Here is a 14,400-nt window from a genome sequence, read left to right as displayed (position 1 = left end):
GGTGCGCGCGGCTACTCGGCCGCCTCCAGGAATTCGTCCGCCTCGTCGTCGGCGAGTTCCTCGGTGGGAGCGTCGCCCGCGTCCTGCTCGTCCTCTTCGTCGTCATTCGCGGCGACGGCATTGGACGACAGCCATGCCGAGAGGCTCGCCGCATCCGGCGCGAACAGCGCGGAAGGATGGACGAAGTGACCTTCCTTGAAATGCTCGACGAGGGCAGCGCGCGTATCCTTCACCCGCTGGCGCGGCAGGACCGACGTGTCCTTGCACGAGCCCTCCAGCGCCGGCCGCGACAGGCACGACAGGAAATCCTCCGTGCCCATGTTCGGCAGGAACCCGTTCGCCCCGATCGTGTCGCCGGCGACGCGAGCGACGATGCCGCTCTTGGTGGCGTTCTCGCGGCACGAAAGCACGTCGATCAGCATCGAGCGGGCCGCAACCCGCAGCGTGTCCATGTCAAAGAAGAGCTTGCCCTCGGCGTCGAACAGCACAACGGCGTGTTTCGCCAGCTTGCTATGGCCATAGTAGCTGCCGCCGTTCCCTGTCGTGACCGACACGTTCTGGCCAGCGAACGCGAGGATGAGGAGCGCCATCAACATGTCGTCCTCGATCGGAGCCCGGCCGAGCGCCTCGTGGAGCGCGTCGGTGCGATAGTCGCCGATCATCTCGATGCCGTTGCGGGTGACATCGGGACGCGGCTTGGAAACCGAACCGACATCGTTGCCAGCATCATCCGAGCCAGCGGCCCCCTTCCCCTTCGGCTTTTTCACCTCGGGCATGCGGTAGTGCACCGACTGCACCTTGCCCTCGCGATCGAGATACATTGCCGTGCAGTCGCCCTTCTGGGGCTTGCCGTGGACGCGCTCGGCCTTCTTGGGCAGCTCGGGTTGGCCGTAACCGTTCTGCTCGACAATGATCCCCTTCTTCGGAAGGTTGTTGCTCATCCACTCCTGCTGGGCGCCGAGAAACGCCTCGACATCGGTGGTGTAGCGGCCGTCCTGGTCGGCCGGCGCAAACAGGTCCTCGACCCACTGGATGCCATAGGCCTCACGCAGATCGTCGCCGAAGCTCGCATCGCGCGCATACATGCGCTTCTTCTGCAGCGCCTGCGCAACGCTCCACCACGACACCTGGGGATCGCCCTTGGAGGGCTTGTGCTTCTTCCAGACCTCCTTCTGCTCCTCAAGCGCGGCCGCCGCGATGGTGCGGAGCTGCTGCTCGTTGGGCATGTCGCCCTTCGCCATCTGGTCAAGCATCGCCGGCAGCACGTTGGCCAGCAGACGCAGCTTCTTGATCTGCCGCACAGGCAGCGCGAGCGCGACGCCGATCGCCTCCTCGGTCCAGCCGAGCGCGACGAGCCGCTCGATCGCACGCCACTGGTCGACCGGGTTGAGGTTCTCCCGGACGAGGTTCTCAATGAATGAGCGCATGGCGCCATTGTCGTTCGCGGCTTCGACGACAAGAACGTCGATTTCCTCGAGGCCGGCAGCGATCGCCTGCTTCACGCGGCGATGGCCGGAATCGATGATGTAGCCATTACCGCCGCCGGTTTCCGGCGCGATGACCGGAGGCTGCACGACACCGACCGCCTTGATGGTCGCAAGCAGCAGCGCGTCCGCCTGCGGCGTGGATTTCGTCTGACGGGCGCGGTCCGGGTTGTCCTTCAGCGCGCGCGGATCGACCTTCATGAGATGCATGGTGTTGCTCCTTAGGAGTTGCGGACGCGGCCTCTCGCCGGTCCTTTTCCGTCTTCTTCCCGAAGACCCCCTCCGGCCCGCGGAGCGGGCGGGCCGGTGCAATTGCGGCCGAGCATCCCTGCCCGTCCGGACAAGCGGGGCTGACAGCCCTGCGAAGGACGACGGGCCGGAATGGCGAGCGGCGCGGTTGAGCGCCAGCGTCAGCGGCCCGCCCGATCTGCGAGCGGACCTTTCCCCCCTTCTTTTCATTTCTTTTTTCCTGCCCCGATAGGAGGGCGGGCACCGTGCCGGCGATCTGACCATCGACGTGAAAAGAGCCAGCCACGCGCACCGACGCGACTGGCCCGACGGCCGGATCAGGCCGCTATCTGGAGATCATCGTCGGGGCGCTCGCTATCGGTAGCGAGTGCTCGCTCGACCTCGGCAAGCTGCCGGTGCTTTTCGGCAAGTTCGTCCGCGAAGGCGAATTCGCCCTCCCCGCGCGATTGATATGAGGCGAGCCGGCGATGCCCGTCGGCAAGACGTTGACGGCAGCGCTCCCGCTCACCCTCAAAGTCGTCAAGGGCGTGCTCGAGGCGGGCAACAGCCCCGAGCGGCGTCACGGTGACGGGAAGATCGATCTCGTAATCGGCGCCGGTGCGCACCAGCATGGTGGTGTAGCGATAGCCATCCTTGCCGAAGCGCTGGCCCGCATATTCGAGATCGAAACCGCCGATCGAGGCGATGACGATTTCGCCCTCCTGCTGGAGCTGCACCATTGTCAGGATTTCCTTCATAAGCGCGCGGCCAGCTTCCTTACGCTGAGCGAAGGAGGCGTCGATGACACGCATGGCGAAGGCATCGCCGGCGGTAGGAACGAGGCGGTCGATATCCTGCCCGATCTCCGCGATGCGGCGTGTTGAGATTTCGATGTCGCGCTCGGCATCGCGGAGCTGCCGGCGCACCGCGAACAGATCGTCCCGATGCGCGGCACGAAGCCGCTCGAGCCTTGCGATATCGGCCTCGAGCCCGGCCTTCTGCATCAGGCGTTGATCACCCGATGCGATCGCCTTGGCCATCGCGAACTGGTTCGCCTGTCCCTCGCCGAGATCTTCCAGCTTGCGGATCGAGGTATCGCCCGACAACGCCGCGGCGATGAACCGGGCCTTGCGCTCGTTGTTCTGCCACATCGTCGCGTCGAGACTGCCCTCGGTCGCGTAGGCGTATATATCGACCTCGTCGTGCTGGTTGCCTTGCCGCACGATACGGCCCTCGCGCTGCTCGATATGCGACGGCAGCCATGGCACATCGAGGTGATGCAGAGCCTTCAGGCGAAGCTGGGCGTTGACCCCGGTGCCCATCGTCTCGGAGGAGCCGATCAGGAACCGGACCCTGCCGGCGCGGACGTCGCCGAACAGACGCTGCTTGGCCTCGGACTTCTTGAAGTCCTGCATGAAGGCGATTTCTTCGGGCGGCACGCCGAGCCGGACCAACTCGTCGCGAATCCAACGATAGGCCGAGAAGCCGCGTGTCTTCTCCACATTGATCGTGCCGAGATCGGAAAAGATCATCTGGGCGGCGCCGGGAAGCTCGAACGCCTTGCCGTCCGGCTGGACATAGTTGCGCTCCGCCGTCTCCCGCCAGATGCGGAAGGCGTTGGAGATCAGCATATTGAGCTTGTTGTCGGGCTCGTTGTCGTTGTCCGCGTCGACCAGGCGCAGATCGATGGCGGCATGGCGTCCGTCGGTGATGACGGAGAGCAGGATATCGTCACCGGGCTCCGGCGGCCGGTCGCGCTCCTCGATCGCCTTGATGCGAGCATCGAGCACAAGCTGGTAGCGCTTGAAGGCCGCGGTTGGCTTCGCCGTGACGATCTGCCGTCGGCCGGTCGAGATCGCCGGCACCTTGACGAACTGGCGCAGGTCCTCCGCCAGCACGACATCTGCGAAGGCGCGGAACATGGCGATCAATTCCGGAACGTTCACAAAACTGGCGAACCGGCTGACGGGCTTGTATTTGCCGGACGGCTGAAGCTCGAGTTCGGTCGTCGTGTCGCCGAAGGTGCTTGCCCAGGCATCAAATTCATGCAGGCCGCGCTGCATCAGGGCGGCAAAATCCATCAGTCTTTGGACCGAGAACATCTCGCCCAAGGTATTGGTGATCGGCGTGCCGGATGCCAGCACGAGCGCGCGGCCCGGATTCTTCGTCTCGATGAAACGGGACTTCACATAAAGGTCCCAGGCCCTCTGCGATCCGTTCGGATCGATGCCTTTCAACGTGCTCATGTTGGTGGCGAAGGAGAGCTTGCGGAACTCCTGCGCCTCGTCGACGATGATCTGGTCGACGCCGATCTCGGCAATGGTGAGCAGGTCGTCCTTGCGCGTCGACAGCGCTTCAAGCCGTTCCTGCAAACCCTCCTTCAGGCGCTCGAGGCGTTTGCGCGAAACGCGGTCGTCGCTCTCGACCTTGGTGAGCAGGGTCTCGAACAGCTGCAGCTCATCCTGGATCAGGCTCTGTTCGAAAGTCGACGGCACGCCGATGAACTTGAACGCGCTATGCGTGATGATGATCGCATCCCACGTTGCCGTCGCGGCCCGGCTAAGAAAACGCGCACGCTTGTCCTTGGTGAAGTTCGTCTCGTCGGCAACGAGAATGCGGGCGGAGGGATAGAGCGCCAGGAATTCGCGTGCGGCTTGCGCGAGGCAATGGCCAGGAACGACCAGCATCGCCTTGGCGATCAGCCCGAGTCGTCGTTGCTCCATGATGGCGGCCGCCATCGTCATCGTCTTGCCGGCGCCGACGGCGTGGGCGAGATAGGTCGAACCCGCCGAAATGATGCGCCAGATGCCGCGTTTCTGGTGGGCATATAAGGAAAAGGCGCCAGAAGCGCCCGGAAGTCGCAGATGATTCCCGTTGAATCGTCGGGGAGCGATATTGTTGAAGCGGTCGTTATAGACGCGCGCCAGGCGATCGGTGCGATCGGGATCGGACCAGACCCAGTTCTGGAAGGTCGACTTGATCTTGTGCAGCTTCTCCTTGGCCGCCTCGGTATCGACGACATTGAGCACGCGGCGCTCGCTGTCGCCATCCTTCACCGTGTCGAAGATCTGCGGCACGCGACTGTTCAACGCATCGGAGAGCAATTCACCGGCGTGGCGGCGATCCGTGCCCCATTCCGACGTTCCGGCCGCCGACCAGCCGAGTTGGCGCGCATCGACCGTCCACGATGCCAGTTCGGGCATGTGGTGGACCTTGATGTCCGCCTCCATCGTCTCCTTGACGAAGGCGACGACATCGGCGGCCGGGATCCACGGTGCGCCGAGCCGCGCGGTGATTTCGGAGGGGCCGAGATCGGCGGGCTGGACCGCGACGAGCGCGCGGACATTGCGCTCGAAGACGGGATCGAGAACGGCCGCCGCTTCCGCTGCCTTCAGTTTGTCGCGCACGGGACCGGAGAGATAGGCGTCGGCCGTCTGCCACGCGCCATCGGCGGGGTCCTGGAAGATCGCGTCGCCGAGCTCGGCGATCACACCGGCGACATCCTGGTGGAGGAATTCGGCGATGTGCTCGAGGTCGACGCGCCCGCGCTCATTGAGCACGACGGCGAGCGCATCGGCGGCCGAGGTGATAACCGGCGGCGCCGGCGGAGCGATAACGCGGTCGGTGAAGACCGGGCCGGGCTTGGCCGTGTCGGTGTCAAGATCGTAGTTCTCGATCGAGGCGACGAGCCAGCAATCGGGGTCGTCCACAAAAGGCTGGATATTGGGACGCCTATGCGTCTCACGGATTTCGCCGGTCTCGTCATCCTCGCTGATGGAGACGGTCGTGTGATTGATCGGGCCGAAATCGCGCACGAAGCTCGACCAGGCGATGCGGAGGCGAACCTGTGCATCTTTCCACGGCCGGTCCTGCTCCTGGCACTTCAAGACCTCGCGCACGGCGTCGCGGATGGGGATCAGCTTGCTGATGATGCGGACGTGCTTTTCGGGGATACCGTCGGCGCTGCGGCCCTTGCGCACCTTCACCGCGATCGGTTCGCCGTCGATCACCTGCTTCAGGCCTTGCGCCCGGTCGAAGAAATAGCTGCCTTCCCGGACATGGCGGTCGGACGGCAAATCAACGATGACGCTGTCGCCAGCATCATCTAGGTCGAAATCGATCGCGGTCGGCTCGCCGTCATAGAGGGCTTCCGGAAGGAGAAGCATGGCGGAAGCGAGCGCGGCTTCCAAATCGACGCCAGGCTTCGGCAGGCAGGTATACGTTTCGCCGAAGGGGCCGGATGTTAGAGCATGCGTGCCGAGCACGAAATCCGGATGGCGGGCGAACCAGCGATTGACGCGGATGGCGCCCTCGTCGGCAGTGGCGGGCCGCACCTCGTCGGTGTCGAGCCAGGACATATCGCCCTCGGGTTCGGCAACCTTGCGCTTCCGGAAAAAGAGGACGTCAACCACAACATCCGTGCCGGCGTCCGGCCGGAAACTGCCTTCAGGCAGGCGAATCGCCGCGATCAGATCGGCCGATTTGGCGATGTGTTCGCGCGCGGAAAAATCCGCCTTATCAAAAGTGCCGGAGCTGGTGACGAAGGCGGCGAAGGCGCCCGGCTTCAACAGGTCGATCGAACGCGCGATGAAATAGTCGTGCAGGCGAAAGCCTTGCGAGCGATAGGCCCGGTCGGAGCGGACGGTGCGATCGGAGAACGGCGGATTGCCGATCACGAGGTCGAAGCTCGCAGGCAGCTCCGTGCGCGCGAAATCGCCGACGACGATTCGTGCCCGCGGCTGTAACAGGCGCACGATGCGGGCCGTGACCGGATCGAGCTCGACGCCGGTGACTTGCGATGCCTCGCGCAATGCCTCTGGCATCAATGCCGGAAACAACCCCGTGCCTACGCCCGGCTCGAGCACGCGGCCGCCGCGCCAGCCGAGACGCCGGAGCCCAGCCCATATCGCGCGGATGATGAATTGCGGCGTGAAATGCGCATACTGCGTGCAGCGCGAGAGCGAGGCGTACTCGCTCTCGCTGACGGCGTCCTGCAGGTCGGCGCCGAGCGTCTCCCAGTTTTTGCGGAACTCGGCTTCGCCCGGCCGGCGAAACATGCCATTGGCAAGATCGCTCGAACCGAAGCCGATGAATTTGATCAGCCGTGCCTGCTCTTCCGCGGTTGCGGGCCGGTCCTCTGCCTCGATCTCAGCGGCCAGACGGATCGCGTCGATATTGTCGCGAGCCCGGTCCTTCCAGTTCACTGCCAGGCCCCGTTCGCCATCGAGCACGAAATTGACGCCGCGTGCGCGAGCAGACTGAGTTCGTTGCGCCGATGGTGTTCTCCGCATGGCCGGGGCCGGCTGGGTCGGATCGGGATCGTCGTCGTCATCGTTGGCCGGAAAATCTCCCGCGAAGGCGGTGACGCCGAGGCCCAGGCCAGACGAAAGCGCGGTGTTGCCGAAAAGGTCGAAGGTGAAGGGGTCGTTGCTCATGGCGTTCTCCAATGAAAGAACTCAAGGGGCATAACACCACCATTTCGCGGCTTTTCCTTGGGTTCGGTTTCGTTTTGACCGGCAATCGCGCGATCGGCAAAGTCCTTCTTTCCGCCGGACAGTTTCTTTGCCGTCCTGCGGTTCTGAACCATTCTCCAATTCGTGACCCTAACACCGGTCTGTTTCCGACTTCGGTCACACAGTGGCATTCGGCTCCCGGTTTCCCATTCTCCTTTAAGAGCGCAACCCAGGCCTGCCGGGTTCGCTAGCTTGCCATCAGGACAACCGGGATATCGTCGACACGCCTTCAGTGGTGCTGGCGCCGCGCAGCTCATAAGCGCGCTGGTCACGCAGGATCTGGAAGGCGATCGTCAAAAGCTTGCGCGCGATCGCGACGCGCGCCTTGTTGGTTCCTCTGAGCTTCAGGTGCTCATATTGGGCACGAAGCTGCGGATCGCTGGCGACAGCCGGAGCAACCGCCTCGACGAAAGCCCAGCGCAGCCACTTGTTGCCCTGCTTGATGATCTTGCCGTGATAGGTCTTGCCGCCGGAGGAATAGGTCGAGGGCACAAGACCGGCATAGGCGGCCAGCTTCTTCGGGCTACGGAAGCGGTCAATGTCGTCGATCTCTGCATCGATCAGCCTTGCAAAGAACTCGCCGACGCCGGGGATCGTCTTCAACAGCTTCACATTGGCATTCGCCTTGGTCATCGCCCGGATCGTCGCCTCCGACTGCTTGATCCGGCCATCAATGTCGCCGATGAAGTCGAGGCCCCGGTCGATCTGGATGCGGTCGATCTCCGAGACGTTGACCTGCGCCAGCTGGATGCGGCCGGCCTTACCGAACAGGTCACCGAGCTTCTTCAGCTGTGCCGTCTGCTCCGGATAACGGTCGAACACCGTGACGATCCGGTTCTTCGTCATCGTGCGCAGCCTGACGTAAAACATCCGCTCGCGTAGCGCGACGCGCAGCTCACGGGCCTTGTCGGTCGGTGCCCAGGCTTCCGGCACCAGGTCGGCTCTGAGCAGATGCGCCAGCACCGTCGCATCGATCTTGTCGGTCTTGATCTTGGCGTCGGCAATCGCCTTGACCTTGAGGGGATGGGCGAGAACGACATCATCACAAATGTCGTCGAGCCAGTCGTACATAACCATCCAGTTGCGCGTCGCCTCAACCACGGCATGTGAGTTCTCGCGGTAGCGTTCGAGAAACCCGCCAAGCGACTGGCGATCGTTCTTCACCCGACCGGATCTCAGCGTCTTGCCGCAGCTGTCCTGGACCACCAGGTGGCTGTAGGATTTGTGGTAGTCGACGCCAATATGGTAATCATAAGAGGCAGTCATGCTTCCAACTCCCTTGTTGAGATTTGCAAAACCCCAACAGGATAAGCCGAAAGGCCGGAAGTGTGACTGTCCCTCGATCATCGCCTGCATCTCAGTGATCCGTTCTCTCAGCGGGCGCGGCCTCTTTCATGCCACCTCCTTTTGAGCAGGCGCGCGCCATCGACCCCGCCGAAAGCTTGGGCGAAGACGGGCGGCGCAGGTTGTGGGATGGGTAGCGGGTGGCGCGGCCGCCGGATCAGCGGCGCATCAGGCCAAGCGACATGCTGGTGTCGGTCATCTCGATCCTGAGATGCGTGGCTGAGGGTGAGGCCGCCATCAGCCGTTCGAGCTCGACGGCGTCGAGGAAGTCAACGCCGTCGTCGCCCCCGAAATGCTGGCGCTTGTAGTGCCAGTAGTCCGGATTGGTGGACGGATCGCACTCTTCGGCGTAGCAGACGAGAGGCTTCCGCCCCGCGGCAAGGGTTCCATTGGAGCAAAGGTAGACACCCTCGTCGCCGACGAGCCAAAGCCCGGGTTTCTCGTCCTTTCCGGGGTAAAGGCCGTAGTGGGGATTGCGAAAGCCGCCGTTTGTGGCAGCGTCGGAGATCCCGCGCGCGATAATCTCGCGCACCTTTTCGAGAGGAAAGGTGAACATGACCGCACCGACCTCCCTCACGCTGCGATCGCGTCAGGCAGATAGCGCAGATGCACCGGCAGCTTCCCAGCGATCTGTGCATCGGTGAGCTGGTCGAGAAGGTCGAAATCACGATGTCCGCCCGCAGCGAAATTCATGACGAGCCGCTTGCCTCGCTGCGGGCCGGGATACCGCCAATCGGCATAGGCCCGATACTGGTCATGGGTGGCCGACCAGATGTGCTCGAGCCGCTCTTCGCGGGTCATTGCCCGGACAGGCCGCGATTCCCGTTCGACGATCGTATCCCGCATTTGCGCCGGCGAGCCCCTGTCGGAGAGGTCGCAATAGCCGTGGAAGTAACGAAACTGCCCATCGATCTTCAGGGAGAAGAAGACGCTGGTGACGTTGCCGGTGAGGAATTCGCGCAGGGCGAACATGTCGCCAGGCATCCAGAGCGGCGGCAGCACCTCGAACATGTAATCGTGCCCGGCCTGGTTGATTTCGAACCACTCACCGCGATAAAGCGCAGTGGCATCGTCCTGGAATCTGCTCGGACGCTTGGCATGGCGATCGAACATGCGGAACATCTGCCGACGATCGGCGATGCCTTGATAAACCTTGCGGATGGATAGAAGGGTCATGGGTGAGCTCCTTGTCACGCCCGTCGGGCTGGAGCGCGGCTCATCCTCTCGATGTCGCCATCTTCTCTTCAGCCCTTCCTGACCCCTCCTCCGCGGCCGCATCTCCGTTCGGCCGGGTCAAGGGCCGGCTTGAGCCGGGCGAAGCGTTACCCTTGACGCGGCCGGCGAGCATGCGGCAGGCCGCTTCTCCCTTCCCTCCTTTTCCTTTCCTCCACCCCCTTTGCCCTCCATGCGTCATTCCAGTCCTCGGCAGGCGGCTTGAGCCGTACCCAGTCGCAGCCGACGACCTGGGCGATCTCGCGCAGCCGATCGGCAAAAGCCTCCCCTTGCGGATTGTCGTCGGTCGCGGCCACAAGCTGGGCATCGGCGCGCGCGGCGAGTACCCGCACCGCGGTCTCGGTCGACGGCGACCACCCTCCACCGGTGCTGAGATAGAGGCTGCCCTCCCGCAGGCCTTCGAAGGAGGCGAGGCTCATGGCGTCGATTGCCGCTTCGGTGACGCAGAGCCGCACAGCGTCGGGCGTACCAAGACGAAAGAGCGCCTTCGCGCCCCCCGTCGAAAAACCGCGCCAGTCGGGACCTCTCTCTTCCCAGCCGGTGACGGCGCCGTCGTCGTCGACATGGGCCGCCCACATGCTGCCATATGGCCCTTCGCGCAAGCGGTCTTGTCGGATCGCCGCCTGCAGGACGCTCTCAGGGAGACATCGCTCGCCGGCAAGATAGCGCCAGGTCGCCGAACCCCGCCACGGCTTGCGTCGGATCTGCCAGCGTTCCGCCAGTGATGTGTCTCGTTCCCGATCGCGTGCGGGTCGTGTCCAGGCCGGCTCGACGGGGGTGAAGCCGACAAGTTCGGCCGCGCACGCGAGCGCCTCTGTGAAATCGAAGCCGTGAAGGTTCCGGATGAGCGAGAACACGTCACCCTTGGCGTCCGACAGCGGATCGAACCAGCCCTTGCCGTCATGGATCACGATGACGATGTCGTCGCCGCGCCGATATTTCACGGCCCGCCGGGTGCTCTCTTTCAGGTCGACTGTGTATCCGGCCTTTTCCAGGACGGCCGCGCAGAAAACGCGGCTTTTGAGCTCCTCTACTTCTTTCTTCTCCATCATACTTTCCGGCGCTTTTTGCGGCCGCCCTTCCTTTGTCTTCCTTCTGCCCGCACCTTGCGGGGCGGCTTCCGGACGCCACGAAGAGCGAAGACGGCAAGGGCGCGGCTCGCAAGGTGCCAATTTGCACCTTGGCAACGGCCGCTTGCGGCCAGCCGCGGCGCCGCTTCCCTTGCCGTCTGCCGCTCGCCAGTGGCACCTCCGGAGGCAAAAAGCCGGCTCAATGAGCCGGCCCGTACTCGAAGGGATCGAATTCGGTGATGGTCTCGACCTCGCCGTCTTCGATCTCGTCGCTCGGCAGAACTCCGAATTCGTCGCCGGAACGGAAGAGCGTGACGGGGACCATGAGGGTGCGGGCAAGGTGGAAAGCGTGGGTTCGTGCGAGGGAAAGATCGGTCGACATCTGAGGGCTCCATCTTCGGAGCGGGCCAATCCCGCTCGATGGCTCCGTCAGTGTCCGGCCCCGGTCGAGATCACCGCGAAGGCGAAGCCGTAGCGGCCGCACGCTTGCGTAGCGGACCCCCTGCGGGTTGATCGTGGAAGATCCGGGGCCGGACCAGGAAGCCATCACCAGAGAGCGGGAATTGGACTGCTCCCTTGGAGCCCTTTCGTCCGATCAGCCGTTACCGGAAATCCGTGGTTTTCATCTTGCCCGCAAACCAGGACCAGTCGCCCTCTGAGAAGCGAGAAGTTGAAATGCTTGCCATGGCTGCGACGGCGGAATTCGGAGGCCGACGCGAGTCAATAATAGGATGGGAAGGTCGACCTCGGCACGCTCGACGGTGAAAGGGGGCCGCCGAGTTCGCGAGGTTGAAGGCGCCAGCGCAGCTCCACCATCTCAACAACGCCGGCGTCGCGCTTTATGTTGGGACGGCGATCGTCGATCGATGCGTCGGAATCGAAATCTGACGCTCATCATCTTCGAACACAAAATAGAACTTGGCCGCGAGGCAAAGGCGATCGAGACGGAGGACCGATGTGCAATGACTATCGACTGAAGGTGGATGTCGCTTCGATCGGGGAGGAATTCGCCGATCTGAAGATCAAGATCCGTTTTGGCGAAGGCGCCCCGAACATCGAGGCGCGCGACGACATCAAAATCACCGATGCCGCGCCGATCATCCGCACGGTCGATGGCGTGCGCGGCGAAGGCGACCTGGTGCAGCGGCGGTGGAGCTGGCCGGGTAAGAACAAGCGCCCGGTCTACAATTTCCGGTCGGAGGGCCGCGAATTTTCCTCCAACCGCTGCCTGATCGTCGCCGACGGCTTCTACGAGTTCACCGATCCCGCCGAGAAGGGAAAGAAGCGGAAGGACAAGTGGCTGTTCACCAAGCGCCACGAGCCAATCTTCTGCATCGCCGGCATCTGGCGCGAGACGGAAGATGTGGGCGAGGCCTTCACCCTGCTGACCATGGAGCCCGGGCCCGACATCGCGCCATACCATGATCGGCAGATCGTCATCCTCGAACGCGATGCCTGGGCCGACTGGCTCGATCCGTCTGTGCCGGCGCAATCGCTGATCCGTCCGCTGCCGGCAGGTACGCTCATGGTTGAACAGATTGGGTAAAGCTGCGAGGTTTAGCTTTTTTGCTGACAAAACATGGAGGTCGGCGGGGAGAACTTAGGGTGCTGTACGCTTGGATTGATGGAGTTAAACGTCCGCCAGCTTTTAAGGGCGAGCACACAACGTGTCGCGATTGCGGTGGATCACTGACAGCAGTTATCCCGGTCGAAAACGTTCGACACTGGCGGCATAAGGCCGGCGACTGTGATCCCTGGAGCGAGCCTGAAGGCGCCTGGCACCTTGGGTGGAAAGAGAAGTTCGATATCGCCTGCCGCGAAATCGGCTTGGTCGATTCGGCGACCGGCGAGCGTCATCGGGCGGACGTCCTATGCGGGATGGGCACGAACCGCGCGACGGTGTTGGAATTGCAGCACTCATCAATCTCCGAGGACGAGCGTAACGCGCGCGAGGCGTTCTATCGCCAGGCGCATCGCATGTTCTGGCTTATCCACATTCATAGCGAGACTTCGTTCCTGGCCCACAATTTCGGCATGTCGATGGACTTCCAATCCAGGACGCATGTGCTAGACGGCAAGAAGTTCGCGGTGATGCGCTGGGTCGGCCGCAGCCAGCAGTTCATTGAAAAGTGGAAACGCGCGAAGGCTCACGTCTTCTTCGATTGGTCTGGCCATATATTCTACCTCGCCAGCAACGAAGTTTCGCAGCGCCTGGGCGGGCAGCTCAAGCGAGGACATTTTGCGCTATGTCATCTCACCAGCGAGGAGTTTCTGCGCGCCGTGCATTGGCACGACTGAAATCGGCGCTCGATCTCACGTCTTGGGCGGCCGGGTCCAGCCTTCGTTGAGTTTCTCAAGCACCTTTTCCAGCCAGTTTTCGTACCAGTACCAGGTGTTCGCGACCTTCACGCCATAGCCCTTGCCGGGGTTGCGCGCGTCGAGCTGCTGGGTGAGCTTCGTGTGATCGTACATATTGAATCCGGCGTATCCCGCCGCCTGCGCCTTCGCGACGATTTCACCGGGTAGGAATTTCGGACGCTCGACCTCCTTCAACAGAACGCGCTCGACGGCCTCTGCTTCCGGTGAGCCGGGCTTGATGAATTCGACCGCGAGATCCGCCTTGCTGGGTTTGCTCGCGATCTTGGGAACGAAGGCGACGCGGAAGCGGAATTTCGGATCTTTCTGCTCCTCCTCTGAGAGGGCCGCGTGGAAGTTGTCCATCACCGTCGCGATATGCGTCGGCAGGTCGGTCGCGATCAGGCTTTGCCGTTGGACACCGTCGAACGTCACGAATTGCAACGCGATCGGAAGCCGCTTCTCCAGGGCGAATTCGCGTCCGAAGAGGTCCTTGATGGCGTCGTTGAAGTTGATGCAGCAGGCCTGAAGCTTAGCGCTGAGGGCATCATCGATCCTGTTGGTGGATCGATGCTCGATCTCGTTCCTGATCTCGATCAGGAACTTGAGATTGTTGACAACGCCGCTCTGGAGGGGACAGGCGCCGGTGGTGATGCACTGGCTCAGTTCCCAATATCTCTCGGCTCCGGATGGCGTGCGCTCAACTACGCCGGCTTTCTTGTGGCGGTAGTCGATGCCCTCGCGCTTGTAATAGGCATGCAGCAGGTAGGTCCACGCGATGATCGCGGTGACGATGAAGAGTTCGGCCCTGAAGTGGAGGCCAGCGCTATTGAATGTGTGAACGGCCGCAATCATGGCTTCACGCGCTTTGACCAGCAGCTCGTCGCCTTGGAGATGAAGGCCGGTAGCGGGATCAATATTTGGCCAACTGTCGAGGAAGGTATCCAGCTCATCGTCGGACGCGGCCTTAATGGCCTTGTGCTTCGTGCCATCCTTTATCTCGGAGATGCGCGCATTGTTGATCGAACGGGTAGGCCGGGAGAAATATGCCTGGATATCCTGGGGCACGTATTTGCGGGATAACATCGCTTTCACGATCGCGACCTCCCACTTTTCAAGCGTATTCCCTGGTCGTCTCGCCAATTTCGTGCCCCTACTTTGTCTGCGCCGTTC

At 62.8% G+C, this 14,400-nt stretch carries 11 protein-coding genes; 2 read left to right on the top strand and 9 right to left on the bottom strand.

From position 1 onward, the window contains the following. Positions 1-11: 11 nt before the first annotated feature. The 8 genes from RNA01_RS14470 to RNA01_RS14440 all read right to left on the bottom strand — a co-directional run bounded on the left by RNA01_RS14470 (position 12) and on the right by RNA01_RS14440 (position 11,254). Entirely contained in the window at positions 12-1,694 is a 1,683-nt protein-coding gene (locus RNA01_RS14470; protein ID WP_147180927.1) for a ParB N-terminal domain-containing protein, read from the bottom strand. 356 nt (positions 1,695-2,050) lie between these two features. After that, positions 2,051-7,147: a helicase-like domain-containing protein gene (locus tag RNA01_RS14465; RefSeq protein ID WP_147180926.1), complete on the bottom strand. Its 5,097-nt coding sequence runs from the start codon at positions 7,145-7,147 to the stop codon at positions 2,051-2,053. Next, positions 7,144-7,299, bottom strand: coding sequence for a hypothetical protein (locus tag RNA01_RS23695; protein WP_170253453.1), 156 nt, complete (start codon positions 7,297-7,299; stop codon positions 7,144-7,146). Before RNA01_RS23695 ends, RNA01_RS14465 begins: the two co-directional genes overlap by 4 nt. Positions 7,300-7,423: 124 nt before the next feature. Further along, the gene (locus tag RNA01_RS14460) at positions 7,424-8,491 is read right to left on the bottom strand and encodes an IS110 family RNA-guided transposase (protein WP_147180925.1); all 1,068 of its coding nucleotides are present in this window, start codon (positions 8,489-8,491) and stop codon (positions 7,424-7,426) included. Between the two features lie 235 nt (positions 8,492-8,726). Beyond that, positions 8,727-9,125: a DUF3085 domain-containing protein gene (locus RNA01_RS14455; RefSeq protein WP_147180924.1), complete on the bottom strand. Its 399-nt coding sequence runs from the start codon at positions 9,123-9,125 to the stop codon at positions 8,727-8,729. A 17-nt stretch (positions 9,126-9,142) separates the two neighbouring features. Then, entirely contained in the window at positions 9,143-9,745 is a 603-nt protein-coding gene (locus RNA01_RS14450; protein WP_147180923.1) for a DUF1419 domain-containing protein, read from the bottom strand. A gap of 146 nt (positions 9,746-9,891) precedes the next feature. Then, on the bottom strand, positions 9,892-10,851 hold the full coding sequence (locus RNA01_RS14445) for a DUF3991 domain-containing protein (protein ID WP_147180922.1): 960 nt from the start codon (positions 10,849-10,851) through the stop codon (positions 9,892-9,894). A 220-nt stretch (positions 10,852-11,071) separates the two neighbouring features. Continuing rightward, positions 11,072-11,254, bottom strand: a complete 183-nt coding sequence (locus RNA01_RS14440) for a hypothetical protein (RefSeq protein WP_147180921.1) — start codon at positions 11,252-11,254, stop codon at positions 11,072-11,074. A 573-nt stretch (positions 11,255-11,827) separates the two neighbouring features. On the opposite strand from RNA01_RS14440, the gene RNA01_RS14435 reads away from it, so the two are divergent. Together RNA01_RS14435 and RNA01_RS14430 are read left to right on the top strand one after the other, a co-directional pair. After that, entirely contained in the window at positions 11,828-12,418 is a 591-nt protein-coding gene (locus RNA01_RS14435) for an SOS response-associated peptidase (RefSeq protein WP_147180920.1), read from the top strand. A 59-nt stretch (positions 12,419-12,477) separates the two neighbouring features. Further along, positions 12,478-13,170: a competence protein CoiA family protein gene (locus RNA01_RS14430; RefSeq protein ID WP_147180919.1), complete on the top strand. Its 693-nt coding sequence runs from the start codon at positions 12,478-12,480 to the stop codon at positions 13,168-13,170. A gap of 15 nt (positions 13,171-13,185) precedes the next feature. On the opposite strand, the gene RNA01_RS14425 is transcribed toward RNA01_RS14430, so the two are convergent. Then, entirely contained in the window at positions 13,186-14,313 is a 1,128-nt protein-coding gene (locus RNA01_RS14425) for a DUF3644 domain-containing protein (RefSeq protein WP_235916653.1), read from the bottom strand. Between the last annotated feature and the right edge of the window lie 87 nt (positions 14,314-14,400).

Source organism: Paenirhizobium naphthalenivorans, assembly GCF_007992095.1.
Lineage (GTDB): Bacteria > Pseudomonadota > Alphaproteobacteria > Rhizobiales > Rhizobiaceae > Allorhizobium > Allorhizobium naphthalenivorans.
Note: the sequence above shows the minus strand (reverse complement) of the source record. Positions and strands in the feature narration are given on the sequence as shown.

Excerpts from the sequence above, each read along its gene's own strand:
- RNA01_RS14440 (WP_147180921.1), bottom strand. The coding sequence starts at position 11,254 with ATGTCGACCGATCTTTCCCTCGCACGAACCCACGCTTTCCACCTTGCC.
- RNA01_RS14455 (WP_147180924.1), bottom strand. The coding sequence starts at position 9,125 with ATGTTCACCTTTCCTCTCGAAAAGGTGCGCGAGATTATCGCGCGCGGG.
- RNA01_RS14460 (WP_147180925.1), bottom strand. The coding sequence starts at position 8,491 with ATGACTGCCTCTTATGATTACCATATTGGCGTCGACTACCACAAATCC.
- RNA01_RS14435 (WP_147180920.1), top strand. The coding sequence starts at position 11,828 with ATGTGCAATGACTATCGACTGAAGGTGGATGTCGCTTCGATCGGGGAG.
- RNA01_RS14465 (WP_147180926.1), bottom strand. The coding sequence starts at position 7,147 with ATGAGCAACGACCCCTTCACCTTCGACCTTTTCGGCAACACCGCGCTT.
- RNA01_RS14450 (WP_147180923.1), bottom strand. The coding sequence starts at position 9,745 with ATGACCCTTCTATCCATCCGCAAGGTTTATCAAGGCATCGCCGATCGT.
- RNA01_RS23695 (WP_170253453.1), bottom strand. The coding sequence starts at position 7,299 with ATGGTTCAGAACCGCAGGACGGCAAAGAAACTGTCCGGCGGAAAGAAG.
- RNA01_RS14425 (WP_235916653.1), bottom strand. The coding sequence starts at position 14,313 with ATGTTATCCCGCAAATACGTGCCCCAGGATATCCAGGCATATTTCTCC.
- RNA01_RS14470 (WP_147180927.1), bottom strand. The coding sequence starts at position 1,694 with ATGCATCTCATGAAGGTCGATCCGCGCGCGCTGAAGGACAACCCGGAC.
- RNA01_RS14445 (WP_147180922.1), bottom strand. The coding sequence starts at position 10,851 with ATGGAGAAGAAAGAAGTAGAGGAGCTCAAAAGCCGCGTTTTCTGCGCG.